The organism is Haemophilus sp. THUN1691, from assembly GCF_059704425.1.
The window spans coordinates 221,008-247,695 of record NZ_AP046578.1 but is presented as its reverse complement, the minus strand read 5'-3'; the positions used below and the strand labels follow the sequence as shown (position 1 = coordinate 247,695).

The 26,688-nt window shown below is 39.1% G+C and carries 18 protein-coding genes and 1 pseudogene; 12 read left to right on the top strand and 7 right to left on the bottom strand.

Features of this window, described 5'->3' with window-relative positions:
• The first annotated feature begins 47 nt into the window (after window positions 1-47).
• The 5 genes from rplK to tehA all read left to right on the top strand — a co-directional run bounded on the left by rplK (window position 48) and on the right by tehA (window position 11,095).
• Window positions 48-476: a 50S ribosomal protein L11 gene (gene rplK, locus AC6H0J_RS01175; protein WP_005627653.1), complete on the top strand. Its 429-nt coding sequence runs from the start codon at window positions 48-50 to the stop codon at window positions 474-476.
• Between the two features lie 4 nt (window positions 477-480).
• Window positions 481-1,170 carry a 50S ribosomal protein L1 gene (gene rplA, locus AC6H0J_RS01170; RefSeq protein WP_005627655.1) on the top strand — a complete coding sequence of 230 codons (690 nt, stop codon included), beginning with the start codon at window positions 481-483 and terminating at the stop codon, window positions 1,168-1,170.
• A gap of 381 nt (window positions 1,171-1,551) precedes the next feature.
• Window positions 1,552-5,580: a DNA-directed RNA polymerase subunit beta gene (gene rpoB, locus AC6H0J_RS01165; RefSeq protein ID WP_005627659.1), complete on the top strand. Its 4,029-nt coding sequence runs from the start codon at window positions 1,552-1,554 to the stop codon at window positions 5,578-5,580.
• 125 nt (window positions 5,581-5,705) lie between these two features.
• The gene (gene rpoC, locus AC6H0J_RS01160; RefSeq protein WP_005633056.1) at window positions 5,706-9,956 is read left to right on the top strand and encodes a DNA-directed RNA polymerase subunit beta'; all 4,251 of its coding nucleotides are present in this window, start codon (window positions 5,706-5,708) and stop codon (window positions 9,954-9,956) included.
• A 194-nt stretch (window positions 9,957-10,150) separates the two neighbouring features.
• Window positions 10,151-11,095 carry a dicarboxylate transporter/tellurite-resistance protein TehA gene (gene tehA, locus AC6H0J_RS01155; protein ID WP_032825599.1) on the top strand — a complete coding sequence of 315 codons (945 nt, stop codon included), beginning with the start codon at window positions 10,151-10,153 and terminating at the stop codon, window positions 11,093-11,095.
• A gap of 52 nt (window positions 11,096-11,147) precedes the next feature.
• Here the strand turns inward: tehA and tsaA are convergent, their stop codons facing one another.
• On the bottom strand, window positions 11,148-11,867 hold the full coding sequence (gene tsaA, locus AC6H0J_RS01150) for a tRNA (N6-threonylcarbamoyladenosine(37)-N6)-methyltransferase TrmO (protein ID WP_005627666.1): 720 nt from the start codon (window positions 11,865-11,867) through the stop codon (window positions 11,148-11,150).
• A 62-nt stretch (window positions 11,868-11,929) separates the two neighbouring features.
• Between tsaA and menA the strand changes: the two genes are divergently transcribed.
• A complete protein-coding gene (menA, locus tag AC6H0J_RS01145) occupies window positions 11,930-12,841 on the top strand; it encodes a 1,4-dihydroxy-2-naphthoate octaprenyltransferase (protein ID WP_005627668.1) in 912 nt (303 codons plus the stop codon).
• A 51-nt stretch (window positions 12,842-12,892) separates the two neighbouring features.
• Window positions 12,893-13,384 (top strand): ribonuclease E activity regulator RraA, encoded by a 492-nt coding sequence (rraA, locus tag AC6H0J_RS01140; RefSeq protein WP_005627670.1) that lies wholly within the window; start codon window positions 12,893-12,895, stop codon window positions 13,382-13,384.
• Window positions 13,385-13,792: 408 nt separating this feature from the next.
• Here rraA and AC6H0J_RS01135 read toward each other — a convergent pair whose 3' ends face one another.
• The gene (locus AC6H0J_RS01135) at window positions 13,793-14,134 is read right to left on the bottom strand and encodes a carboxymuconolactone decarboxylase family protein (RefSeq protein ID WP_005627672.1); all 342 of its coding nucleotides are present in this window, start codon (window positions 14,132-14,134) and stop codon (window positions 13,793-13,795) included.
• Between the two features lie 111 nt (window positions 14,135-14,245).
• Here AC6H0J_RS01135 and AC6H0J_RS01130 point away from each other — a divergent pair, with 111 nt between their 5' ends.
• Together AC6H0J_RS01130 and AC6H0J_RS01125 are read left to right on the top strand one after the other, a co-directional pair.
• A complete protein-coding gene (locus AC6H0J_RS01130; RefSeq protein ID WP_005627674.1) occupies window positions 14,246-15,142 on the top strand; it encodes a cupin domain-containing protein in 897 nt (298 codons plus the stop codon).
• 78 nt (window positions 15,143-15,220) lie between these two features.
• The gene (locus AC6H0J_RS01125; RefSeq protein ID WP_005627677.1) at window positions 15,221-17,065 is read left to right on the top strand and encodes an ABC transporter ATP-binding protein; all 1,845 of its coding nucleotides are present in this window, start codon (window positions 15,221-15,223) and stop codon (window positions 17,063-17,065) included.
• An 87-nt stretch (window positions 17,066-17,152) separates the two neighbouring features.
• Here the strand turns inward: AC6H0J_RS01125 and rdgB are convergent, their stop codons facing one another.
• Window positions 17,153-17,740 (bottom strand): RdgB/HAM1 family non-canonical purine NTP pyrophosphatase, encoded by a 588-nt coding sequence (gene rdgB / locus AC6H0J_RS01120; RefSeq protein ID WP_005627680.1) that lies wholly within the window; start codon window positions 17,738-17,740, stop codon window positions 17,153-17,155.
• An 11-nt stretch (window positions 17,741-17,751) separates the two neighbouring features.
• Window positions 17,752-18,477 carry a 3-deoxy-D-manno-octulosonic acid kinase gene (locus tag AC6H0J_RS01115; RefSeq protein WP_118817246.1) on the bottom strand — a complete coding sequence of 242 codons (726 nt, stop codon included), beginning with the start codon at window positions 18,475-18,477 and terminating at the stop codon, window positions 17,752-17,754.
• 76 nt (window positions 18,478-18,553) lie between these two features.
• Here AC6H0J_RS01115 and AC6H0J_RS01110 point away from each other — a divergent pair, with 76 nt between their 5' ends.
• A complete protein-coding gene (locus tag AC6H0J_RS01110; protein ID WP_497512717.1) occupies window positions 18,554-19,597 on the top strand; it encodes a glycosyltransferase family 9 protein in 1,044 nt (347 codons plus the stop codon).
• 96 nt (window positions 19,598-19,693) lie between these two features.
• Here AC6H0J_RS01110 and AC6H0J_RS01105 read toward each other — a convergent pair.
• Together AC6H0J_RS01105 and pssA are read right to left on the bottom strand one after the other, a co-directional pair.
• A pseudogene (locus tag AC6H0J_RS01105) lies at window positions 19,694-19,796 on the bottom strand (IS3 family transposase); the annotation flags it as partial.
• A gap of 174 nt (window positions 19,797-19,970) precedes the next feature.
• Complete coding sequence (pssA, locus tag AC6H0J_RS01100; RefSeq protein WP_005627686.1) at window positions 19,971-21,338, bottom strand: CDP-diacylglycerol--serine O-phosphatidyltransferase; 1,368 nt, start codon at window positions 21,336-21,338, stop codon at window positions 19,971-19,973.
• Window positions 21,339-21,484: 146 nt separating this feature from the next.
• Here pssA and AC6H0J_RS01095 point away from each other — a divergent pair, with 146 nt between their 5' ends.
• Complete coding sequence (locus AC6H0J_RS01095) at window positions 21,485-22,540, top strand: tRNA/rRNA methyltransferase (RefSeq protein WP_118817209.1); 1,056 nt, start codon at window positions 21,485-21,487, stop codon at window positions 22,538-22,540.
• Between the two features lie 251 nt (window positions 22,541-22,791).
• Window positions 22,792-25,896 (top strand): YadA-like family protein, encoded by a 3,105-nt coding sequence (locus AC6H0J_RS01090; RefSeq protein WP_118817208.1) that lies wholly within the window; start codon window positions 22,792-22,794, stop codon window positions 25,894-25,896.
• A 42-nt stretch (window positions 25,897-25,938) separates the two neighbouring features.
• Here AC6H0J_RS01090 and AC6H0J_RS01085 read toward each other — a convergent pair whose 3' ends face one another.
• The gene (locus AC6H0J_RS01085; protein ID WP_005627691.1) at window positions 25,939-26,637 is read right to left on the bottom strand and encodes a tRNA1(Val) (adenine(37)-N6)-methyltransferase; all 699 of its coding nucleotides are present in this window, start codon (window positions 26,635-26,637) and stop codon (window positions 25,939-25,941) included.
• Window positions 26,638-26,688: the final 51 nt, after the last annotated feature.

Sequence of the window (26,688 nt, the reverse complement as noted above, 5' to 3'; positions counted from 1 at the left end):
CGGGGAGCTATTTAATAGCGTTATTACCCAATTAGAGGAAAACTAAAATGGCAAAAAAAGTCCAAGCCTACGTTAAGTTGCAAGTTGCAGCTGGTATGGCAAACCCATCACCACCAGTTGGTCCTGCATTAGGTCAACAAGGTGTGAACATCATGGAATTCTGTAAAGCATTCAACGCTCGTACTGAGAGCTTAGAAAAAGGTTTACCAATTCCAGTTGTTATCACTGTATATGCAGACCGTTCATTTACTTTCGTAACTAAAACTCCACCAGCAGCAGTATTATTGAAAAAAGCTGCAGGTATCAAATCTGGTTCAGGTAAACCGAACAAAGATAAAGTGGGTAAAGTAACTTTAGATCAAGTTCGTCAAATCGCTGAAACTAAAGCAGCAGATATGACTGGCGCGTCTATCGAAACCAAAATGAAATCAATTGCTGGTACTGCTCGCTCTATGGGCTTAGTGGTGGAGGAATAATACGATGGCTAAATTGACTAAAAAAATGAAAGCAATCAAAGCTGGCGTAGATTCTACTAAAGCATACGAAATCAACGAAGCGATCGCGGTATTAAAACAATTCGCAACCGCTAAATTCGTTGAAAGTGTTGACGTTGCAGTAAACTTAGGTATCGATCCTCGTAAATCTGACCAAAACGTTCGTGGTGCAACTGTATTACCACACGGTACTGGTCGTGAAGTACGCGTAGCTGTGTTCACTCAAGGTGCTAACGCAGATGCAGCTAAAGAAGCTGGTGCTGATTTAGTAGGTATGGAAGATTTAGCAGAGCAAATCAAAAAAGGCGAAATGAACTTTGATGTTGTTATCGCTTCTCCTGATGCAATGCGTGTTGTTGGTCAATTAGGTCAAGTATTAGGCCCACGTGGTTTAATGCCAAACCCTAAAGTGGGTACTGTAACTCCAAACGTTGCTGAAGCAGTTAAAAATGCTAAATCTGGTCAGATCCGTTATCGTAATGATAAAAACGGTATCATCCACACCACTATTGGTAAAGCAAACTTCTCTGAAGTTCAATTAAAAGAAAACCTTCAAGCATTATTGGCAGCTTTAAACAAAGCAAAACCAACTACAGCTAAAGGTATCTTCATCAAGAAAGTAAGCATCTCTACCACTATGGGTGCAGGTGTTGCTGTTGATCAAACTTCTTTATAATTTAAAGAATTGATAGATTTTAAACCGCACTTTTTTAAAGTGCGGTTTTTTATTTCATAAAATTTATTCATAAGTTTTAAACTTGACGAGAAAGCTGCATTCATTTAAAATTTACCGCCTTAAAATTAGCAAAGATTTAGATTGATTTTTAATCAATTTTGACCTTTTATTGTTTAATTTAACCGTGTTTTGATAGAAAGCACATCTATACAATGATAAATTCACCGTTATTTGTCGTTGTTTTGCTCAAGTTGTCGTCCTATGTAATTTGAGTTGTCACCCCACTATAGAAGTAAGGTTCAGAGTGCGGTCATTTTAACGGTCATTCACGTCACAGTTAGTTTGTGGCTAGGTCACTGAACAGTTAGCAGAGGAAAACCAATGGGTTACTCCTATTCTGAAAAAAAACGAATTCGTAAAGATTTCGGTAAACGTCCGCAAGTTTTAAATGTTCCTTATTTATTAACCATTCAGTTGGATTCTTTTGATAAATTTATTCAAAAAGATCCTGAAGGTCAGCAAGGTTTAGAAGCGGCATTCCGTTCTGTATTCCCTATTGTAAGCAATAATGGCTATACAGAATTACAATATGTAGATTATCGTTTAGAAGAACCTGAATTTGATGTACGTGAGTGTCAAATTCGTGGATCAACTTATGCAGCAGGCTTACGTGTAAAATTACGTTTAGTGAGCTACGATAAAGAATCTTCTTCACGCGCAGTTAAAGATATTAAAGAAAATGAAGTTTATATGGGTGAAATCCCATTAATGACTGATAACGGTACTTTCGTAATTAATGGCACCGAGCGTGTTATCGTTTCACAATTACACCGTAGTCCAGGTGTATTCTTTGATTCTGACAAAGGTAAAACTCATTCTTCAGGTAAAGTGCTTTATAACGCACGTATTATCCCTTACCGTGGTTCTTGGTTAGATTTTGAATTCGATCCAAAAGATAACTTATTTGCTCGTATTGACCGTCGTCGTAAATTACCGGCAACAATCATTCTTCGTGCATTAGGCTATACCACTGAAGAAATCTTAAACTTATTCTTTGATAAAATTACCTTTGAAATCGCTGGCGATAAATTGTTAATGACTTTAGTGCCAGAACGTTTACGTGGTGAAACAGCTTCTTTTGATATTGAAGCAAATGGCAAAGTTTATGTTGAACGTGGTCGTCGTATTACCGCACGTCATATCAAAGCATTAGAAAAAGATAAAATTTCACAAGTCGTTGTACCTTCTGAATATATTTTAGGTAAAGTTGCGTCGAAAGATTATGTTGATTTAGAGTCTGGCGAAATTATTTGCCCTGCAAATGGTGAGATTTCTTTAGAGACTCTTGCAAAATTAGCGCAAGCAGGTTATACCACGATCGAAACTTTATTTACTAATGATTTAGATTACGGTCCATATATTTCCGAAACGCTACGTGTAGATCCAACTTATGACAAAACCAGTGCGCTTTATGAAATTTATCGCATGATGCGTCCGGGGGAACCACCAACACCAGAATCTTCAGAAGCGTTATTCAATAATTTATTCTTCTCTGCAGAGCGTTATGATTTATCTGCTGTCGGTCGTATGAAATTTAATCGTTCTTTAGCGATCGCAGAAGGTGAAGGCGCTGGCACTTTAAGCAATGAAGATATTATTGCGGTAATGCGTAAATTGATCGACATCCGTAATGGTCGCGGCGAAGTGGATGATATTGACCACTTGGGTAACCGTCGTATCCGTAGTGTAGGTGAGATGGCGGAAAACCAATTCCGTATTGGTTTAGTGCGTGTAGAAAGAGCGGTGAAAGAACGCTTATCTTTAGGTGATTTAGATGCAATCACACCGCAAGACTTAATTAATCCAAAACCAATTTCTGCAGCGGTGAAAGAATTCTTTGGTTCTTCACAACTTTCGCAATTTATGGACCAAAACAACCCATTATCAGAAGTGACGCACAAGCGTCGTATTTCTGCATTAGGTCCAGGTGGTTTAACTCGTGAGCGCGCAGGCTTTGAAGTGCGTGACGTACATAATACCCACTATGGTCGTTTATGTCCGATTGAAACCCCTGAAGGTCCAAACATCGGTTTGATCAACTCACTTTCTGCGTTTGCACGTACTAATGATTATGGTTTCTTAGAAACGCCATATCGTAAAGTAGTTGATGGTCAAGTTACTGAAGAAATTGAATACTTATCTGCAATTGATGAAGCAAACTATATCATTGCACAGGCAAACTCAAACTTAGACGAAAATAACCGTTTTACTGATGCTTTCGTTACTGCACGTGGTGAACGTGGTGAATCAGGTTTATATAAACCTGAAGATATTCACTATATGGACGTTTCGACACAACAAGTGGTATCTGTCGCGGCTGCATTAATTCCATTCCTTGAGCATGACGATGCGAACCGTGCGTTGATGGGGGCGAACATGCAACGTCAAGCAGTTCCAACATTACGTGCTGACAAACCATTAGTTGGTACAGGTATGGAAAAACCAATCGCACTTGACTCAGGTGTTGCGGTTGTTGCAAAACGTGGTGGTACAGTTCAGTACGTCGATGCTTCTCGTATCGTTATTAAAGTAAATGAAGACGAAACTGTAGCAGGCGAAGCGGGTATCGATATTTATAACTTAATTAAATACACCCGTTCTAACCAAAATACGTGTATCAACCAAATTCCTTGTGTGAATTTAGGCGATCCAATTAATCGTGGTGAAGTCTTAGCAGATGGCCCTTCAACAGACTTAGGTGAATTAGCACTAGGTCAAAATATCCGCGTGGCGTTCATGCCTTGGAACGGTTATAACTTCGAAGACTCAATGTTAGTTTCTGAGCGTGTTGTACAACAAGACCGCTTCACTACCATCCATATTCAAGAATTATCTTGTGTTGCGCGTGATACTAAGTTAGGTGCAGAAGAAATTACTGCAGATATTCCAAACGTAGGTGAGTCTGCGTTAAGCAAACTTGATGAATCTGGTATTGTTTATGTTGGTGCAGAGGTTAAAGGTGGTGACATCTTAGTAGGTAAAGTAACGCCTAAAGGTGAAACTCAATTAACCCCAGAAGAAAAACTTTTACGTGCAATCTTTGGTGAAAAAGCCTCTGATGTGAAAGATTCTTCATTACGTGTGCCAAACGGTACATCAGGTACGGTTATTGATGTTCAAGTCTTCACTCGTGATGGCGTAGAAAAAGATAAACGTGCATTAGAAATTGAAGAAATGCAGCTTCGTGAAGCGAAAAAAGATTTAACTGAAGAGTTAGAGATTTTAGAAGCTGGCTTATTTGCTCGTGTTCGTAATCTTCTTATTTCTAGTGGTGCTGATGCCGCGCAATTAGATAAATTAGATCGCACTAAATGGTTAGAACAAACCATTGCAGATGAAGAAAAACAAAATCAATTAGAACAGCTTGCAGAGCAATACGAAGAACTTCGCAAAGAGTTTGAACATAAACTTGAAGTGAAACGTAAGAAAATCATCAAAGGTGATGATCTTGCACCGGGCGTGTTAAAAGTGGTTAAAGTTTACCTCGCGGTGAAACGTCATATCCAACCGGGTGATAAAATGGCGGGTCGTCATGGTAACAAAGGTGTTATCTCGAAAATTAACCCAGTTGAAGATATGCCATACGATGAGAATGGCCAACCAGTTGAGATCGTATTGAACCCACTGGGCGTACCATCTCGTATGAACATCGGTCAGATCCTTGAAACCCACTTAGGTTTAGCTGCGAAAGGTATTGGTGATCAAATCAATGCAATGCTTAAACAAAAACAAGAAGTGGAAAAATTACGTGGTTATATCCAAAAAGCGTATGACTTAGGTAATGGCTCACAAAAAGTGGATTTAAGTACCTTCACAGATGAAGAAGTATTGCGCTTAGCTGAAAATCTACGTAAAGGTTTACCGGTTGCGACACCAGTATTTGATGGTGCAGCTGAAGCTGAAATCAAAGAGCTATTAAAACTTGGTGGATTACCAACTTCAGGTCAAATCACTTTATATGATGGTCGTACAGGTGAGAAATTCGAGCGCCCAGTAACTGTAGGTTATATGTACATGCTCAAATTGAACCACTTAGTTGATGACAAAATGCATGCTCGTTCAACTGGTTCTTATAGCCTTGTTACACAACAACCATTGGGTGGTAAAGCTCAATTCGGTGGCCAACGTTTCGGTGAGATGGAAGTATGGGCACTTGAAGCATATGGTGCAGCTTATACCTTACAAGAAATGTTAACGGTGAAATCGGATGATGTGAATGGTCGTACGAAGATGTATAAAAACATCGTAAGTGGTAACCAACACATGGACCCAGGCACACCGGAATCTTTCAATGTAATTATGAAAGAAATCCGCTCACTTGGTTTAAATATCGAGTTAGACGAAGAGTAATCAGTAGGGGAGTGAAGAATTTCTGCTTCACTCGCTTTACGAAAGAAAAATCGCCGAAGTGCGGTGGAAAAACATCGAAATTTTTAACCGCACTTTAAACCTTTAACTCCGACAGGAGAACATTTGTGAAAGACTTAGTTAAGTTTTTAAAAGCACAGTCAAAAACCAGTGAAGATTTTGATGTGATTAAAATTGGGTTAGCTTCCCCAGATATGATCCGTTCTTGGTCATTTGGTGAAGTGAAGAAACCTGAAACCATTAACTACCGTACGTTCAAACCTGAACGTGATGGTCTTTTCTGTGCGCGTATCTTCGGGCCTGTAAAAGATTACGAATGTTTATGTGGTAAATATAAACGTTTAAAACACCGTGGTGTGATTTGTGAAAAATGTGGTGTTGAAGTCACTCAAACTAAAGTTCGTCGTGAACGTATGGGCCACATTGAACTTGCATCGCCAGTTGCACATATTTGGTTCTTAAAATCATTGCCGTCTCGTATTGGTTTACTTTTAGATATGCCATTGCGTGATATCGAACGTGTACTTTATTTTGAAATGTACATCGTGACCGAGCCAGGTATGACGGACTTAGAGCGCGGCCAGTTATTAACTGAAGAACAATACCTTGATGCTGAAGATCGCTGGCAAGATGAATTCGAAGCGAAAATGGGTGCTGAAGCGATTCAAGACCTCTTAAAAGGTATGGATCTTGAAGTTGAATGTGAAAAATTACGTGAAGAATTACAAGAAACTAATTCTGAAACTAAACGTAAAAAAATTACTAAACGCTTAAAATTATTAGAAGCATTTGTTCAATCTGGTAATAAACCAGAGTGGATGGTGATGACTGTATTACCAGTTCTTCCACCAGATTTACGTCCATTAGTACCATTAGACGGTGGTCGTTTTGCGACTTCAGATTTGAACGATTTATATCGTCGTGTAATCAACCGTAACAACCGTTTAAAACGTTTATTAGATTTAATTGCGCCAGATATTATTGTGCGCAACGAAAAACGTATGTTACAAGAATCTGTTGATGCATTATTAGATAATGGTCGCCGCGGCCGTGCAATCACGGGTTCTAACCGTCGTCCATTAAAATCATTAGCGGATATGATCAAAGGTAAACAAGGTCGTTTCCGTCAAAACTTATTAGGTAAACGTGTTGACTATTCAGGTCGTTCTGTAATCACTGTTGGTCCATACTTGCACTTACACCAATGTGGTTTGCCGAAGAAAATGGCCTTGGAATTATTCCGTCCGTTTATCTACGCTAAATTAGAAAGCCGTGGTTATGCTACGACAATCAAAGCGGCTAAGAAAATGGTTGAGCGTGAAGATGCGATCGTTTGGGATATTCTTGCAGAAGTTATTCGTGAACACCCAATTCTATTGAACCGTGCGCCAACACTTCACCGTTTGGGTATCCAAGCATTTGAACCGATTTTAATCGAAGGTAAAGCGATTCAATTACACCCACTCGTTTGTGCGGCGTTCAACGCGGACTTCGATGGTGACCAAATGGCGGTACACGTTCCATTAACGCTTGAAGCTCAATTAGAAGCGCGTGCGTTAATGATGTCAACCAACAACGTTCTTTCGCCAGCAAACGGTGATCCGATTATCGTTCCATCACAAGACGTGGTATTAGGTCTTTACTATATGACCCGCGAAAAAGTGAACGGTAAAGGCGAAGGTATGTTATTGCAAGATCCGCGCGAAGCTGAAAAAGCATATCGTACAGGTGAAGCCGAATTACATTCTCGCGTGAAAGTACGTATTACTGAATATGTGAAGAATGAAGCTGGTGAATTTGATGCGAAAACCACGCTGACTGATACAACTATCGGTCGTGCGATTTTATGGATGATTGCACCACAAGGTATGCCTTATTCATTGTTCAACCAAACATTAGGTAAAAAAGCCATTTCTAAACTTATTAACGAAGCTTATCGTCGTTTAGGTTTAAAAGAAGCGGTAATGTTTGCAGACCAAATTATGTATACCGGTTTTGCTTATGCGGCACGTTCTGGTTCATCAGTTGGTATTGATGATATGGAAATTCCAGCGAAGAAATACGAAATTATTTCTGCAGCGGAAGAAGAAGTGGCTGAGATCCAAGAGCAATTCCAATCAGGTCTTGTGACTGCTGGCGAACGCTATAATAAAGTAATCGATATTTGGGCCGCGGCGAATGAGCGCGTAGCGAAAGCGATGATGGAAAATTTATCTCAAGAAGAAGTCATCAATCGCGAAGGTAATCCTGAAAAACAAGCATCCTTTAACAGTATCTTTATGATGGCTGATTCTGGTGCGCGTGGTTCCGCAGCACAGATTCGTCAGTTAGCAGGTATGCGTGGTTTGATGGCTCGTCCAGATGGTTCGATCATCGAAACTCCAATTACAGCGAACTTCCGTGAAGGTTTGAACGTATTACAGTACTTTATTTCAACCCACGGTGCGCGTAAAGGTTTAGCGGATACCGCATTAAAAACCGCGAACTCAGGTTACTTAACTCGTCGCTTAGTTGATGTAGCACAAGACTTAGTGATCGTAGAAGATGATTGTGGTACGCACGAAGGCTTAGTCATGACCCCATTAATCGAAGGTGGTGATGAAAAAGTGCCACTTCGTGAATTAGTGTTAGGTCGTGTAGCGGCAGAAGATATTTTAAAACCAGGTACAGAAGAAGTATTAATTCCTCGTAACACGTTATTAGATGAAAAACTCTGTGATGTGTTGGATGCAAACTCTGTAGACAGCGTAAAAGTACGTTCTGTTGTAACTTGTGATACTGATTTTGGTGTATGTGCGAAATGTTATGGTCGTGATCTTGCGCGTGGTCATTTAATTAACCAAGGTGAAGCTGTGGGTGTTATTGCTGCTCAATCTATCGGTGAGCCGGGTACACAGTTAACCATGCGTACGTTCCATATCGGTGGTGCGGCATCTGCGGCAGCGAAAGAATCTAGTGTACAAGTTAAAAACACTGGTACATTACATTTAATGAATGCGAAATTCGTTACTAATGATGAAGGTAAATTAGTATTAACATCTCGTAATACTGAATTAACTATTACCGATGCATTTGGTCGTACTAAAGAACACTATAAAGTGCCTTACGGTGCGGTGTTAAGCAAAGGTGACGGTCAAGATGTAACGGCTGGTGAAACTATCGCAAATTGGGATCCACATACAATGCCAGTTGTCTCTGAAGTATCTGGTTTTGTGAAATTCGTTGATATTATTGATGGCTTAACTGTAACGCGTCAAACTGATGAATTAACAGGTTTATCATCAATCGTGGTTCAAGATGTGGGTGAACGTGCTACAGCTGGTAAAGATTTACGTCCAACCATTAAATTGGTTGATGCAAATGGCAACGATATTTTCTTACCTGAAACTGATGTTCTTGCACAGTACTTCTTACCTGGTAAAGCAATCGTAAGTTTAGACGATGGCGCAGCAGTAAAAGTGGGTGAACCATTAGCACGTATTCCGCAAGAATCCGTGGGTACTAAAGATATTACCGGTGGTCTACCACGCGTTGCGGATTTATTTGAAGCGCGTAAACCAAAAGAGCCTGCTATTTTGGCTGAAATTTCTGGTATCGTATCTTTCGGTAAAGAAACCAAAGGTAAACGCCGTTTATTAATTACTCCTGCGGAAGGTGAAACTTACGAAGAAATGATTCCAAAATGGCGTCAGCTCAACGTATTTGAAGGTGAGATGGTACAACGTGGTGACGTAATTTCTGATGGTGCTGAAACACCACATGATATTTTACGTTTACGTGGCGTGCGTGCAGTAACTGAATACATCGTGAACGAAGTGCAAGATGTTTACCGCTTACAAGGGGTAAAAATCAACGATAAACATATCGAAGTTATCGTTCGTCAAATGTTACGTAAAGCGGTAATTACCAAAGCTTACGACTCTGAATTCCTTGAAGGGGAACAAGTCGAAGTCGCTCGCGTGAAAATCGTTAACCGTCAACGTGAAGCAGAAGGCAAACCACCAGTTGAGTTTGAGCGCGAATTATTGGGTATCACCAAAGCGTCTCTTGCGACTGAATCCTTCATCTCTGCCGCATCGTTCCAAGAAACTACTCGTGTTCTTACCGAAGCAGCAGTGGCAGGTAAACGTGATGAATTACGTGGATTGAAAGAGAACGTAATCGTAGGTCGATTAATTCCTGCAGGTACAGGTTTTGCGTATCATCAAAATCGTCACAAACATCGTTTAGTAGATGATGTCGTAGCGAAATTATCTGAAGAAGATGAAGCTGCTATCGCTGATGAATTTGTCATGACTGCAGACGATGCAAGTGCAAACTTAGCTGAAATGCTTAATATGGCAGATGATGCGGAATAATTAATTCCCTATATAAGAAAACCCGAATGAAAGTTCGGGTTTTTTATTTGTATGAAAATTAGTAGACATTTTATTCCAGAACAATAAGTGTGTTTCTTTATAGAAATTTCACAAAAATTTGAGATTTTTAGAAAAGTCTGTTGTTGATGGCTGTGCTACACTTCGCTCAAATTTTTCAAAATAAGGATAATATTATGAGTACAACAAAACCTTTTCCTCTTCCAACGGGATATTTCGGTATTCCTCTTGGTTTAGCCGCTTTATCTTTGGCTTGGCTTCATCTAGAAAACTTATTTCCTGCTGCAAGAATGGTAAGTGATGTTCTTGGCATCGTAGCAAGTGCGGTCTGGATTTTATTTATTTTAATGTATGCGTATAAACTTCGTTATTACTTTGATGAAGTTCGTGCAGAGTATCATTGCCCAGTTCGCTTTTCCTTTATTGCGTTGATTCCTATTACAACCATGTTAGTGGGCGATATTATTTATCGTTGGAATCCTTTAATAGCTGAAGTGATGATTTGGGTTGGTACTGTAGGACAGTTACTTTTCTCATCATTGCGTATCAGTGAATTATGGCAAGGTGGTGTATTTGAACAAAAATCTACTCGTCCTCCGTTTTATTTGCCTGCGGTAGCGGCAAATTTCACAAGTGCAAGTTCATTGGCATTACTTGGTTACCATGATTTAGGTTATTTGTTCTTCGGTGCTGGAATGGTTGCATGGATTATTTTTGAGCCCGTATTATTACAACATTTGCGAATTTCATCTCTTGAGCCGCCATTTAGAGCCACAATGGGCATTATTCTGGCCCCTGCATTTGTGGGCGCATCCGCTTATTTGTCACTCAATCATGGCGAAGTGGATACTTTAGTTAAAATCCTTTGGGGATATGGATTCTTGCAATTATTTTTCTTATTGCGATTATTCCCTTGGATTGTGGAAAAAGGACTTAACATTGGCTTATGGGGATTCTCATTCGGATTGGCGTCTATGGCAAACAGTGCTATCGCTTTCTATGATGGTAATGTTTTACAAGGCGTGTCTATTTTTGCCTTTGTTTTCTCGAATTTAATGATTGGCTTATTAGTTCTAATGACAGTTATTAAATTAGCTAAAGGGCAGTTTTTCCTAAAATAAGGCATTTAAATCGACTAAGGCAGGGATTCCCTGCCTTATTTACATATTACATCTATTTGTCTTTTTCTATTTCAATCACTTCTACACAATTCAGTGTACCTGCTTTAATTCGCCATTTCACATTAAATTCATACAAACTCATACCATAAATACGATCACTCGGTTTACCTTGTTGATAGGCTGGACGAGGATCTTGCTCTAGCACTTGGCGAATAAAACGACTTAAGTGCGGTCGTTTTTCTTCTCGTTTTTTTACCGCACTTTTGGCTTGCTCGGTAAATTCAACAGTCAATTTTGCAGGTGGTTTTTCTTGAGCAAAGCTCGATTGCGCATTTGGCTCACTATCCGCATAGGCAATATAGGGTTTGATATCGAAAATCGGCGTGCCATCCACTAAATCCACCGCACCTAAATGGAGAAAAACATTACCGTTGATACATTCTACTTGACGTAATTCGACTTTGGATAAACCGATAGGATTTGGGCGGTGCGTTGCGCGCGAAGCAAACACGCCAACTCGTTGATTACCGCCTAACCGCGGAGGGCGTACGGTGGGTTGCCATTTTCCTTGTTGGATTTGGTCGAACTGAAAAATTAACCAAAGGTGACTGAATTGTTCCAATCCTCTCACAGCTTCAGGCGAATTATACGGCGGTAAGAGTTCTACAATGCCTACACCGTCTTCAACTAAATTAGGTTGGCGTGGTACGGAGAATTTTTCTTTATAAGGTGTGTGGATAATGGCGATAGGCGATAAGGTTAAATCATTCATAAATTGGGTGTCTTAGTGTAGAATACGCGGCTTATTGTAATCAAAAGTGCGGTCAAAAAAAAATGACAAATGAAAAATTGAAAATGTGGTGGGAAACGGCCCGACCGAAAACTTTGCCCTTAGCGTTGGCATCGATTTTCACGGGTTCGGCATTAGGTTATTGGGCGAATCCACAAGGTTTTAATGGGCTTGTAATGGCGCTTTGTTTACTCACAACAATTTTATTGCAGGTGCTTTCTAATTTTGCCAATGATTATGGGGATCATCAAAAAGGTTCAGATACTGAAGAGCGTATTGGGCCATTACGTGGCATTCAAAAAGGCGCCATTTCAGCAAAAGAACTGAAATGGGGATTAATTCTAATGGTGGTGGCAAGTTTTCTTTCAGGAAGTTTCTTGATTGGTATTGCTTATGAAACTCTCTCGGATTTATTCGCTTTCGCTGGGCTTGGCATTTTAGCTATTGTTGCAGCCATTACTTATACGGTTGGGGCAAAACCTTATGGCTATATGGGATTGGGCGATATTTCTGTATTGGTATTTTTTGGTTTGCTTGGTGTTGGTGGCACTTATTATTTGCAAACTCACAGTATTGATAGCCACATTATTTTGCCTGCTATTGGTTCTGGCTTATTGGCGAGTGCGGTATTAAATATCAATAATTTACGCGATATTGAACAGGATGCGAAAGCGGGCAAAAATACCCTAGCCGTCCGTTTAGGTGCGTATAAAGGGCGTGTTTATCATTGTATTTTATTAAGTGTGGCCGCCCTATGTTATTTAGCATTTGCGGTAGCAACGGCCATCTCTTGGACAAATTATTTATTTGTATTGGCAATGCCATTGTTAGCTAAACATGCGATCTTTGTTTATCGCAGTCAGCAGCCAAGTGAATTGCGTCCAATGTTGGCTCAAATGTCTATGATTTCGTTATTAATCAATATCTTGTTTAGTTTAGGCTTGCTTATCGGCTAAATCGGCATATACTAAAGCAAACAAAATTTCAACAATCGATAGGGGAAAGTTATGTTTATTGATACTTCAGAACTTTGCGATCTTTATGCAGAACAAGTAGATGTAGTGGAGCCAATTTTTTCAAGCTTTGGTGGCGTAAGTAATTTTTACGGTAAAGTCACTACGGTAAAATGCTTTGAAAGTAATGGATTAATTGCTGAAGTATTAGAAGAAAACGGTGAAGGTCGAGTGCTTGTTATTGATGGCGGTGGTGCGGTACGCCGTGGTTTGATTGATGCAGAATTGGCTCAACTTGCTGTTGATAATGGTTGGGAAGGCATTATTGTATATGGTGCAGTACGCCAAATTCAGCAATTAGAAAACCTCGATATTGGTATTCATGCCCTTGCGCCAATTCCAGTCAGTGCAGATGAAAGCACTGCCGGTGAGAGCGATATTCCAGTGAACTTTGGTGGCGTAACCTTTTTCCCAGAAGATTATATTTACGCAGATCTGACAGGAATTATACTTTCGCAAGAGCCCTTAGATTTAGATGATGAATAATACGCAAGAGTAAAAGTGATTTTTCCCTAAAAAGCTAGATTATTAAATCAAGGATTGAACTGGGTAATCTACAGATTAGTTATAATGTCCAATATGCTTATAATTCTAACAAGCAATGTATTGTGAATTGTTTTTTCTAGTTGTTTGAAAGTTTTAAACAGTTTTCCATCGTAGCGGTTAAATTACTTTCTTCAATTATCTGATGCTTATTCAGTAAGTTGAATAGGTTGCCAGTAAGTAAGATATTTTACCGTTTTGAAGATAAAAACTAATAACTAATAACTTATTGCTTGACGGATTAATTGTATTTAGCCATAAAAATCTGCCCTTAATCAGTTGGTTATTTAGTCCAACTTTTAGGGGCAGATTAAAATTTTAATTAACTTAACTCTATGGAATGACGGGTAATTAACCTTTCTGTACGTTATATGCTTCCAATGCACGTAAAGAATAAGTATAAGCAGCACCTGCATTTAATGCGATAGACATTGCTAATGCTGCTGCGACTTCAGCTTCACTTGCACCTGCTTTTACAGCTTCTTCTGCGTGTACGCTAATGCAGCTTTCGCAACGAGTTGTTACAGCAACTGCTAATGCGATAAGTTCTCGAGTTTTAGCGTCAAGCACATTGCCTTCTGCCGCTGCTGCACCTAATGCTTGGTAAGCTTGTAACATTTTTGGATATTGTTTACCTAACGCACCAAATGATTTTTTAACGTGTGATGTTTCTTCTTTCCAATCTGCAAACATAATGTTCTCCTAAATATATTGAATTAATAACGAACTGGTGTGGCAAATTATAGACAGATTGGATTATGATACTTGCTTATTTATCTCAATTTTTATCGCTAACATCTCATTATGGATTATTTAGATAAACTCATCCATTTAGCACAAGTGCGTGGGGAAATTAATATTCGCTGTGAATTTCAAGGTGAATGGCAAGTTGCCCATCAAGAAAAAGATGCAGGAAAAGGCGTATTCCATCTTATTGAACAAGGCGAATGCTGGCTTACACTCGGACAAAAGCAATTTCATTTAAAGGAAGGTGATATCTTTTTCCTTCCCCAAAATCAACCGCACTTTATGCGTCATTCGTCTGATAAAACAAAGGACGCGTCATTGAAAAAAAGCTGGCAAGGTACATTTGAATTATATCAAGTAGGGCAAGGTACACCTGATTTAAAAATGTTCTGCGGTGCATTTTATTATCAGCAAGATGCTCTCCTCACAGCTTCTATGCCTGAATATTTGCATCTCAATTTATGTGATACACCGATTCATCCTTTGGTTCAGCTTTTTTTACAAGAAGCACAAAAAAACGATGCAGGTACAAAATCAGTCGTCGATGCACTTTCGAATGTGCTTTTAATTTATATTTTACGCCATGCGATTCAAGAGAATTTAATTACAGGCGGTGTGCTACTCGCGTTGCAAGACAAGCGATTAAATGCGGTGCTAGGTGCGATATTACAACGCCCTCAAGAAGATTGGCGAATTGAACAATTATCTGATCTTTCTGCAATGTCTCGTGCAAACTTTATTCGTGTTTTTCAACAACAACTTGGTATGTCGCCAGGGCGTTTTATTACTCAAGTGCGGTTACAATCGGCAGCGTTTTTATTAAAGCAATCCCAACAATCCGTACTTGCTATTGCTTTAGAAGTTGGGTATCAATCGGAGGCGCATTTTAGTAAAGCCTTCAAAAATTACTACCAACTCTCACCAAGCCAATACAGAAAATCTGCCAGCCTATAAATTGGAGAATTTTTGCGCTATAATCGCCAAGTTTTTTGAAAGGCAACATCTGTTGCCTTTTCTTTTTAAGGAAAAGATATGTTTAATAAAATTTTTTCGTGGTTTGAAAACCGTTTAAATCCTTATCCGGAAGGTAATCCAACAACACCTAAAAAAGGTTTATTGCGCTTTATTTGGTCTAGCATGGAAGGAATGAAAGGCTGGATTCTCTTACTGACAGTGCTAACGGTGGGTACTGGTGTAATGGAAGCCGTATTATTCCAATTTATGGGAACGCTTGTAGATTGGTTAGGAACATTCACGCCTGAGACATTATGGCAAGAAAAAGGTCATTTATTAATTGGTATGGCTGCCCTATTACTTGTTAGCATCATGTGGGGATTTTTAGCCTCTACCGTACGTTTACAAACCTTACAAGGCGTATTTCCAATGCGATTACGTTGGAATTTCCATCGTTTAATGCTTGGACAAAGTTTGAGTTTTTATCAAGATGAATTTGCCGGCAGAGTGTCTGCCAAAGTCATGCAAACCGCACTGGCTGTTCGTGATACAGTGCTCACACTTGCGGATATGTTTGTATATGTCATCGTATATTTTATTACATCAGGATTAGTTCTCGCAGCATTAGATTCTTGGTTCTTACTGCCATTTATTGCTTGGATTACGATTTTTGTTTTTATCCTACGAACCCTCATTCCTAAATTATCAAAAACTGCACAACGACAAGCGGACGCACGCTCGTTAATGACAGGACGCATTACAGATGCTTATTCCAATATCGCTACAGTAAAATTATTCTCTCATGGTTCACGTGAAGCCGCTTATGCCAAGCGTTCCATGGAAGATTTTATGGTGACAGTACACGCCCAAATGCGTTTAGCCACATCACTGGACACGCTCACCTATGCAGCTAATATTTTACTTACACTAAGCACCGCCGTACTCGGAATTATTTTATGGAAAAATGGTCAAGTTGGCGTGGGTGCAATAGCAACGGCAACGGCAATGGCATTACGAGTAAATGGGCTGTCTCGTTGGATTATGTGGGAATCTGCCCGTTTGTTTGAGAATATCGGAACCGTAAACGACGGAATGAATACTTTAACCAAACCTCACACTATTATAGATAAACCTCAAGCATCGCCGTTACAAGTGACACAAGGGGAAATTAAGTTTAACGACATTACCTTTGCTTATGATCCGACAAAACCATTGCTCAATCATTTCAATCTCACCATCAAACCTGGTGAAAAAGTCGGGCTGATCGGCCGTTCTGGTGCTGGAAAATCTACAATTGTGAACTTGTTGCTGCGTTTCTATGAAGCACAACAAGGTGCGATTACCATTGACGGGCAAGATGTACTAGATGTGCAACAAGAAAGCCTACGCCGCCAAATTGGCTTAGTGACTCAAGACACTTCGCTGCTACATCGCTCTGTTCGTGACAATATTATTTATGGACGACCTAATGCCACAGATGAAGAAATGGTTTTAGCAGCTGAACGAGCAGAAGCCGCTGATTTCATTCCACTCCTCACTGATGCTCAAGGCAGAAAAGGCTACGATGCCCATGTGGGTGAAAGAGGTGTAAAACTTTCTGGTGGTCAGCGTCAGCGCATTGCTATTGCTCGTGTCATGTTAAAAGATGCGCCAATTCTATTGTTAGATGAAGCCACAAGCGCGCTGGATTCAGAAGTAGAAGTGGCAATACAAGAAAGTCTCGATAAGATGATGGAAAATAAAACTGTGATTGCCATTGCCCATCGTTTATCCACCATCGCCGCAATGGATCGCCTGATTGTGCTTGATAAAGGGCAAATTGTTGAACAAGGTACCCATGCTGAATTACTGGAGCGTAATGGTCTGTACGCTAAACTTTGGAATCATCAAAGTGGCGGTTTTTTAAGTGAACATGCTGAATAATGTTGCTTTTCCGCTATAGGTAAAATCCATATAAAAAGGCACACATATAAAAATATGCGTGCCTTTTATCATTGTAATTTAACTGGCTTATAACTTACTTTTTAATACTTTCAATGCTCGTGCACGATGAGAAATTTTTTTCTTCTCAGCGGTTTCTAATTCAGCAAATGTGCAACCTTGTTCTGGGCTAAAGAATAAACTGTCATAACCAAAACCATTTTCACCTTTTTCTTCAAAACCAATCACACCATGACACTCACCTTCGGCAATAATTGGGGATGGATCTGTTGGATGCTGTAAAAACACGATACAGCTCACAAATTTGGCTTGGCGTTTATCGTGTGCAACATGAGCAAGCTCTACCAATAATTTCTCACGGTTTTTAGCATCATTGCCCTCTTCACCAGCATAACGTGCAGAATACAGACCAGGCGCACCATTAAGTGCGGAAACCACCAAGCCTGAATCATCTGCAATAGCTGGCAAACCTGATTTTTCTGATGCATAGCGTGCTTTTAATAACGCATTCTCGACGAAAGTTAAGCCTGTTTCTTCCGGGCTTTCAATGCCTAAATCTGTTTGCGCAATCACTTCAAAACCAAAATCAGACAAGACATCAGCCATTTCTTTCACTTTGCCTTTATTGCCTGTAGCAAGTACGATTTTTTGTTTCATAATCAGTCCTTTTATTGATAATAAGCTGCTGTTAAATCAGCCCAGTTTTGCTCAGTAAATTGAATATTCATTCGTTCAATTTCTTTTTCGAAGGAACGTTTTAAACGATTCAGATTTTGCACTTTCCAAAAATCTCCAGATTTTTCACCGCACTTATCAAAGTCAATCAACCAACATTTTTGCCCTTGTTCAGTTTGTTGAAGCAAAATATTGTGTGCATTCAGGTCTGTATGGCAAATCTGTAAATCATGTAGTTTTCGAATCAAACGACCAATTTGCATCCAAGTTTCTTTTGGCAATGTTTGTGCTTGTAAAAGTGCGGTTAAATCCTGCGCGTTTTCGATGTTCTCGGTCAAAATATCCGCTTGATAGCAAATACCTAACTTGCCTTTTTGAATACGTGCAGCAATCGGTTTAGGCACAGGTAACCCCGCTTCATACAAACGTTGCAACAAATGAAACTCAGCAAAACTACGGGTAGTTTCAAGAGTAGAAAAACGATAACGATCTTTGTTCAGTTTACCCCAAAGTCCACCGCGATAATAATGACGCAACGCACAATTTACGCCAAACCAATCTTCTGTATGCAAGAAATAAGTGATGCCTCGACCTTTTGCACTGCCTATCACTCGCTCTTGTTTTTGCCAAAATTCCGCTCGGAAAAACTCGGTTGATTGCTCAAAAGTGCGGTCAAAATTAAAGATAAAATATTGGTTATCTTGTTGGAATTGGTGCATTGGAATGTTGTTATGAATAGAAAATGGACTCATTCTACTTTAAAATAGGCGCAAGTTAAATGAGAAAGGAATGCCAATGCCACTTTTTACCGAAGCTCCAAAATCCCTTTGTATTCTCCGATTATCAGCTGTAGGCGATGTCTGTCATGCCTTAGCAGTGGTTCAGCACATTCAGGCATATTATCCTCAAACAGAAATTACTTGGATTGTAGGCAAAACCGAAATGGGTTTACTTTCAGGCATTCCTAATGTCACGCTCATTCCTTACGATAAAAAAGCGGGATGGAAAGGTGTTTTATTACTCTGGAAAAAACTAAAAAATAAACAATTTGATGCGCTATTAAATATGCAAACAGCATTTCGTGCATCAATCCTTTCTTTAGGAATTAACGCTAAATACAAAATTGGATTTGGAGAAAAACGTTCTCGCGAAGGACAATGGCTATTTGTAAATCGTCGTATCACAGATCCCTCATCTCCCCATGTATTAGATGGATTTATGGCTTTCTCTGAATATATTGGCGTACCGAAATCAGAGCCGAAATGGGAATTAGCTATCTCAGAAGATGATTATAAATTTGCCGATCAATTTATTGATTTCTCTCGTAAAAATTTATTAATTTCCCCTTGTTCTAGCAAAGCAGAAAAAGATTGGCTAATCGAACGTTATGCAGAGGTTGCCAATATTGCTCATCAGCATAATATCAATGTAATTTTCTGCAGTTCACCAGCCAAACGTGAATTAGAAATAGTCGAAAAAATTACCGCACTTTGTCATTTCACGCCAACCAATATTGCAGGAAAAACAAACCTAAAACAGCTTACCGCTTTAATTTCTAAGGTTGATTTGGTGCTTTCGCCAGATTCTGGTCCAGCCCATATTGCGACAACACAAGGTACACCCGTTATTGGCTTGTATGCCTATCACAATCCTTTGCGTACTGCACCTTATAATAATTTAGATAACGTGGTATCAGTATATGAAGAAAATGCCCAAAAAGAATTTGGCAAACCGTCATCTGAACTACCTTGGGCAACTAAACTAAAAGGGAAAAATTTGATGACAGAGATTCAAGTCGAACCCGTCATTGAACAAATGAAAAAATTAGGATTATTCTAAAGAAAAAGCTCAGCTAATGTGATCTGCTTATCAAAAGTTAGAGTATTAAATCAAGAACTGAGTTCTGTAATCCACAGGGCTTAGTCTTTTCAGTTCTCATTGAATACGCTCATGATTGTAATAATGAATGTACTCGAGAATCGTTTTTGAACTACTCAAAAGTATCAAACTATTTTCTCTCGTAGCACTCTGTTTTTAATCACCAAAGTAGCTTCCATTGCTCGACATCTAAACGATTTTTTCTCGATATACTACTATTGTTGAATAGCCATAAAAAATCTGCACCTTAATCAGTTGGTTATTTAGTCCAACTTTTGGGGGCAGATCATTTTTATAAGGCTTTATTATTAGGTATAAAAAGTATCATTCAGCATTACAGAATCATTTTCACCAATTTATCTGCTTTAATTCGTGCAAATTTTTTCAAAAGTTTTTGTACTGGTTCTGGATATTGATTCAATTCTTCTAATTCAGTGTAATGTTTTAATACTTTTGTATGTTGGCGAATTTGGTTTTGCTCTTTTTCCACTTGAGCTAAAAGCTGTTGTTGTGGATCGTAAATTAATAAGCCATTTTCTGCATCCAAACGCCATGCTCGAGGGTTAAGATTATTGCCCGTAAGTAAAATATAGCGGTCATCTACCCACACACCTTTTAAGTGGTAGGTATTATCGCCATCACGCCATAAACGAACCACAAGCTGACCATTTTCAATTTGAGTCTCAAATTTTTCACAGAAACGGCGAAGATTACTTTCATAAAGATAAGGTAACGCCCCCGCCATTTTGAATGGTTGTTCTGGTGGAATGTAAAAATCGTTTGCGACTTTATCTCCAACAATAATTTCTACTTGTTTACCGCTTTCCAATAATGTTGCTATTTTATGTTGCAATGTGCGTGGGAAATTAAAATATGGCGTACAAATCACCAATTTTTCTTGCACTTGCAAGAATAAATCTTCAATTACTTGATTTAATTCATTGCCTGATGCGCCTAAGCCAAACAGTGGCGATACGCTTAAAACATTCGGTAATTTCACCGCACTTTTTAATGAATATTCACCATTTTGTGCAAGGTCTTTACGATAAGCGCGAATATTGCCTCGGATCTCTTTGGTGCGAGGGCGGTTGGTGACATCAAGTGGATAAACTGCACTGAAATCTAACAAGTAATCATTGATGAAATTCACCATCGAATCAGCTAATTCGGCATGAGTGATTTTTTGATAGCGGTCGTAACGGTATTTTTCAAATTGATGAAGATAAACATTATTAATGCTTGCACCGCTATAAAGCACCGTATCATCAAATACAAAGCCTTTGACATGCAATACACCAAAAACTTCGCGTGTATTAATTGGCACGCCAAAGAACATATTCGGATCATCAGGCAACTGATAAGTTTGGCGTTGCTCGCAATACCAATCTGCATTGGTGGCCGATTTTTCCGCCCCTAATAAATTGCGTTGTGCGCGATGCCAATCTATGAGAATTTTTACATCCAAGTGTGGATTTTCTTGCTTCACGCGATAAATTTCATCGAGAATTTCCTGCCCCGCTTCATCTTTTTGCCAATAAAGTGCGGTGACATAAATACGTTTTTTTGCGTTTCTGATTAATTCAATAATTTGAGTTTTAAATTCAGCCGGGCTACCCAAAAATTCAATTTGCTCAGCTTGCAAAGCAAGGAATGGCAAATTATTTAAATTTTGTTCAGCTCGTTTGGTTTTATTGATTAACATAATCCATCTCGTGATTAAAGACTAGTGCGTTAGTTTACAATATTTCATGCGCTTATTAATAGAAAAAAGGCTTTTTTTCGTTATAATGCTCACAAATTTTAGCATTTTTTGGCTAAAAAATATTCATTTTTACTCAGGGAAACCCTATGAACGACAAGCGCAAATCGTCTTTTCAATCCGCCGGCAGATCCTTCCAAGAGCGATCAGTAGGTGAAAAATACAGAGAAAAACCAACTCAAAATCGACCGCACTCTAATGATAAATTTAATGGAAATAGAAACGAAAAATCTCGGTTTTCTCGTGATAAACAAGAAGTGAGAGAAACTAAAATTACGCAACTTTCTTTATCTCGTGCGCCATCAAATAAAAATACAGAACAATCTAAAGTTCAAGTGACGATAAAAAGTACGGGTACGGTTTATAAAACAAAAGAAAAGAAAACGGGTGCGCTTTCTCCTCGTGCGCCTGAAAAAATTAAGAAAAACCGTGCGGAAGAAATGAAGGTTTACGGTGAAAATGCCTGTTTAGCTTTATTTGCAGAACGCCCTGAAAGTATTGTTCGATTGTGGGCAACCGTACAAATGTCACACAAAATTGGCGAGGTATTGAGTTATTTAGCCGAAAACAAGAAGGCTTATCATGTTGTAGATAGTGAAGAATTAGCTCGAGTGAGCGGAACAGAACATCATGGTGGCATTTGCTTATTGGTGAAGAAACCGCGTGCTTTCACGTTGCAAGGGTATTTGGATATTCCTCGTGAAGAGGATTGTTTAGTGCTATTAGACAACGTGAATAATGCGCAAAATATTGGTGGCGTATTGCGTACTTGTGCTTATTTTGGCGTGAAAAATATTGTCGCCGATAATGTGGAAAATCTGTATTCGGCAGCCTCAATGCGCGTAGCAGAAGGTGGCGCAGAATATATTCGAGTGTTAGAAACGGATTATATCGATTCAGCTTTAATGCAATTGCGCAAATCAGGCTATCAAATTATTCACGTATCGCACAATAAACAAGGCGAGCCGTTGGATAAAGTGCGGTTAAAAAATAAAGTGGCTTTTGTGCTAAGTGAAAGTTCTACGGAAAGTTTAGCGACGCCAGAAGACACACAAGTACGTTTAACGCTCGCAAGTCCAATTAAATCAGGCTTAAACATTGCAGTGAATGCGGGTGTATTGTTAGCGAAGTGGTATTTTAAGTGAACTTTTAGTTTGGCATAGATATATTTATTGCTAACTATGGTAATAGTTTAACCTTTGGTGAAGTGTCTATTTCCCTTAAAGTATAGAATTAAAACTAGCCTAGAGTATATTCATCCTTGATACAGATCATGCAGTTTTTATATTTCCAATGACTTCATTGATTTCTGTTCATAGGTGTGTATATAATTTGTACACTTTTTATATAACAACAGCGAAGTTTGTAACAAATGTCATTAAATAAGGAATAATCAATGATATACAATCCTACAGGCAATAATTTTGCAAAACACAATAAATATCAACCGCACTTTAGTGCAAAAATTTCTCTTATTTCCCTTTCTCTCTTTTCTGCTTTAAGTGCTCCAGCATGGGCAGATAATATCACTCTCACACAAGAAGAATACAACACGTTAATTAGTCGAATTACCCAATTAGAACAAAAAATGGGCGAAAATATTAACGGTAGTGCAACTGTGGGAAAAAACTCTCAAGCGGCATTATCTGGTACTGCTGTAGGTATGAATACACAAGCAACAGGCAATCAATCTACTGCTGTGGGAGTGAATTCTGAAGCCAGTGGCAGTAATTCAGCCGCGATAGGCTTAGGCGCCAAAGCTACTAAAACTGATACAATAGCTATGGGGACAAATTCTCAAGCCACCGAAATTAATACAACTGCGTTAGGTGCATACGCGGAGGCAACTAATCAATATGGTATTGCAGTTGGCGCAGATGCTTATTCGGTAGGAGAACGAGCAATTGCGATTGGTGTGCATACCAGTGAAAAAGAAATGAAGAAATTCTATGATGATCCAAATAAATTAAGAGAATTTCTGAATTATGATAGTACGATTAAAAGCAATATCACCGATGAAACGATCATTTCTGAACTTACTAATGCAACACAGGGTGAAACAAAACTAGCAGAACTTATTAAAGATGACGCCCGACTCAAACAACTTATTCAAGATAAGAAAAAACGTGATGATTTTATTGCTTATGCAAAAAGTGTTGCGGAAGCACGTAAAAAACTTAATGAACAAAAAAAATTACATCCAAATAATCCAGAATTAGCTCGTTTTGGGTTAGCCAACCCATTTGGTGCAACAGGAGGAAAAGCTATTGCGATTGGTGATGAATCATTAGCTTCTGGTTCCTATTCTGTTGCGCTAGGTGCTGAATCAAAAGCAACTAACTATGCAAGTATCGCAACAGGATATAAGGCTAAGGCGACGGGAAAACAAGCATTAGCAAATGGTTTTGCAGCAGAAGCGACAGGTGACTTTAGCTCATCTATCGGATCAGCTGCGAAAGCTATGGGCTATACATCTATAGCACTAGGATATGGTTCTAATGCAGGGATGACAGAAGCTGTCGCTATTGGTTCAGGCGCTAAAGTGAAAATAGGTGATTCTGATTTTAGAGGCTCTATTGCTATCGGTCGGAATGCGAGTTCTCAAGCGGGTCTTTCTATTGCCATTGGTGCAGATTCAATGAATCATGACGGAGGAGTTTATTCAGGTAATACTGCTGTTGGTGCAGGAGCAGTAACAGGTAAATCTGGATCAAAAAAAGAGCCAACAGGTGCTACAGCCATCGGTAATGGTGCTCATGCAAATACAGATGAAATTGATGGACGAATCTGGGCTTATGGTACAGCTATTGGCACATCATCACATGCACAAGGTACCTTTTCGTCAGCTCTAGGGACTCATTCAAGGGCGATAGGTCATTATTCAGTATCAATTGGTGTACAAAATGATACAAAAGATCATCAACATGGTGCATGGGGATATGGTTCTAATGCCATTGGTCTTCACGCTCATGCTCGTGGGCTCTACTCTAATGCTATTGGTTCAGAATCAGAATCATTGTATAACAATAGTGTTGCTTTTGGGTATCGGGCACAAACAAAAGCAGTGAATTCTGTTTCTGTTGGTACAGGAGCTCAAACAACGGGCGTTAATTCTGTCGCTCTTGGTCCAAGTGCTATGGCTACATTTGATTCGACAGTAGCCCTAGGGGATAACTCCTTAGCAAATACAAAAAGCGATGTAATTGGTTTTGATCCATTAGGCTATGCATCTACAGCATATAATGCGACTAAACCAGAAACGCTACTAAAAGATATGAGTACTGTTTTATCAACTGAGAAATTAGAAGCTTATAACAACTTACGAGCAAAGATTATTGAATTAGACGAGAAGATTTTTTCGTATAATGAAACCTTAAAGGTATCAGAATATGACCGTTTATATGGCAAAACTGAAGATATTCGTAATAAGGCTTCTGAAACGACGACAAAGATGCGTAAGAATCGTGATGATGCCATTGCAGCTAAAAAATTGGCACTAGCAGAGATTCAAGCCAACTACAATGACGCCAATACTTGGAGAAGTTCTGCTGGTGCAGTATCTGTAGGTAATTCTGATTTAGGTATCACTCGCCAAATCACAAATGTCGCTGCGGGTTCAGAAGATACTGATGCAGTGAATGTGGCACAATTAAAAGCCTTGGCTGCCGCGCCTGTACAGTTCTATAACGGCGGAAGTGTTAATGGTGCTAACTTTAATATTGGCGCACCACTTACACAACTAGGTACACCGTTTAATTTAACGAATCTTCGTTTTTCTTTTGGTAATGGCTTAAAAGCATCGCTAAAAAGAGATGAAAAGAATAATCAGGTTCTATTTATGGAATTAGATAGCGATGCTATTAAAACTAATCCTGATTTGAAAGGGCAAAATGGTAGAGACGGCAGAGATGGACAAAACGGTAGAGATGGCAAAGATGGACAAAACGGTAGAGATGGCAGAGACGGCAGAGATGGTAATAACCTTACACCAAATGACATCGTTAATGTTAAAGAAGTCCACACTGGCAATACAGTTATGAACACCAATGGCGTAACCATTAATACAGGCAATAAAACTGTTTCTATTACTGAAAACGGCTTAAATAATGGAGGAAATAAAGTAGTGAATGTGGCTGCTGGTGAGATTTCTGCAATATCAAAAGAGGCGGTAAATGGTCAGCAATTATATGAAACTAATCAATCTGTGGCACAAAATACACGTTCAATTAATCAATTAAACAATAAAATGGATGAAGTTGATCGTCGCGGACGTCGAGGAGTTGCTATTGCGGGTGCAATGGGTTTGCTGCCTCAGCCACATACTTCAGGTAGATCATCTATAAGTACCGCCACCACGTATTATCGTGGAGAACAAGCTTTAGCAGTTGGATATTCTCGTTTGGCAGATAATGGTAAACATATTGTTAAATTTAGTGGAGCATCCAATATGTCAGGTAAGAAAGATGTTATGGTTGGAGCGGCTTATGGTTATGAATGGTAATTAAGCGCTTTTTATCAGTTCAAGGGGAGAATTTTCTCCCCTTTAAAATTTCAAATAAAAGTCTTTAGTCAATTCAATAAACGCTTCAGTGTATTGATTATCCGCATCATAAATCACCAATTGATCTTGCGTTAAAACTTCTGGCTGTTTGGCAAAGGTAAGTAGCATTCTTTGGGGCGTTTTTCCCACTTTAGTAATGACATTCGTCTGTTTTATGCAAAAAAGTGCGGTGGATTTTATAAGCGTTTTGCCTGCATCATAAGGCAAAACAAAACTTATTCTCCCATTTTCCGATAAGCGCGTTGCTGCCCATTCTAACCAATTTAAGTGGCTTTGCTTGGTATAACGAGCCAATTCTCTCTCCTCATTCTTACAAGCAATACCTTGTTCAAAATAAGGTGGATTTGCCACAATTAAATTAAAAGTTTGTTCAGTGGTTTGTAAAAAATGTTGTATATCCGTTTGAATAAGTTGAATGCGATTTTTCCACACTGAATTATTGATGTTTTCTTGTGTTTGTTTGGCCGCAATGGGATCCAACTCAACAGCTTGAATTTGGCAGTTTTCTTCAGTTCGTTGTGCCAACATTAAAGCCAATAACCCTGTACCACTGCCCATATCTAAAATATTTTTACAATGTTTTACATCAGCCCAAGCACCTAACAAAATGCCATCAGTGCCGACTTTCATCGCACAAGAATTTTGATTGATATGGAACTGTTTAAAGGTAAATCCGCTCATAAATTTTTCGTAAATTGACCGCACTTTTAGGTGCTTTTCGGGTATAATTCG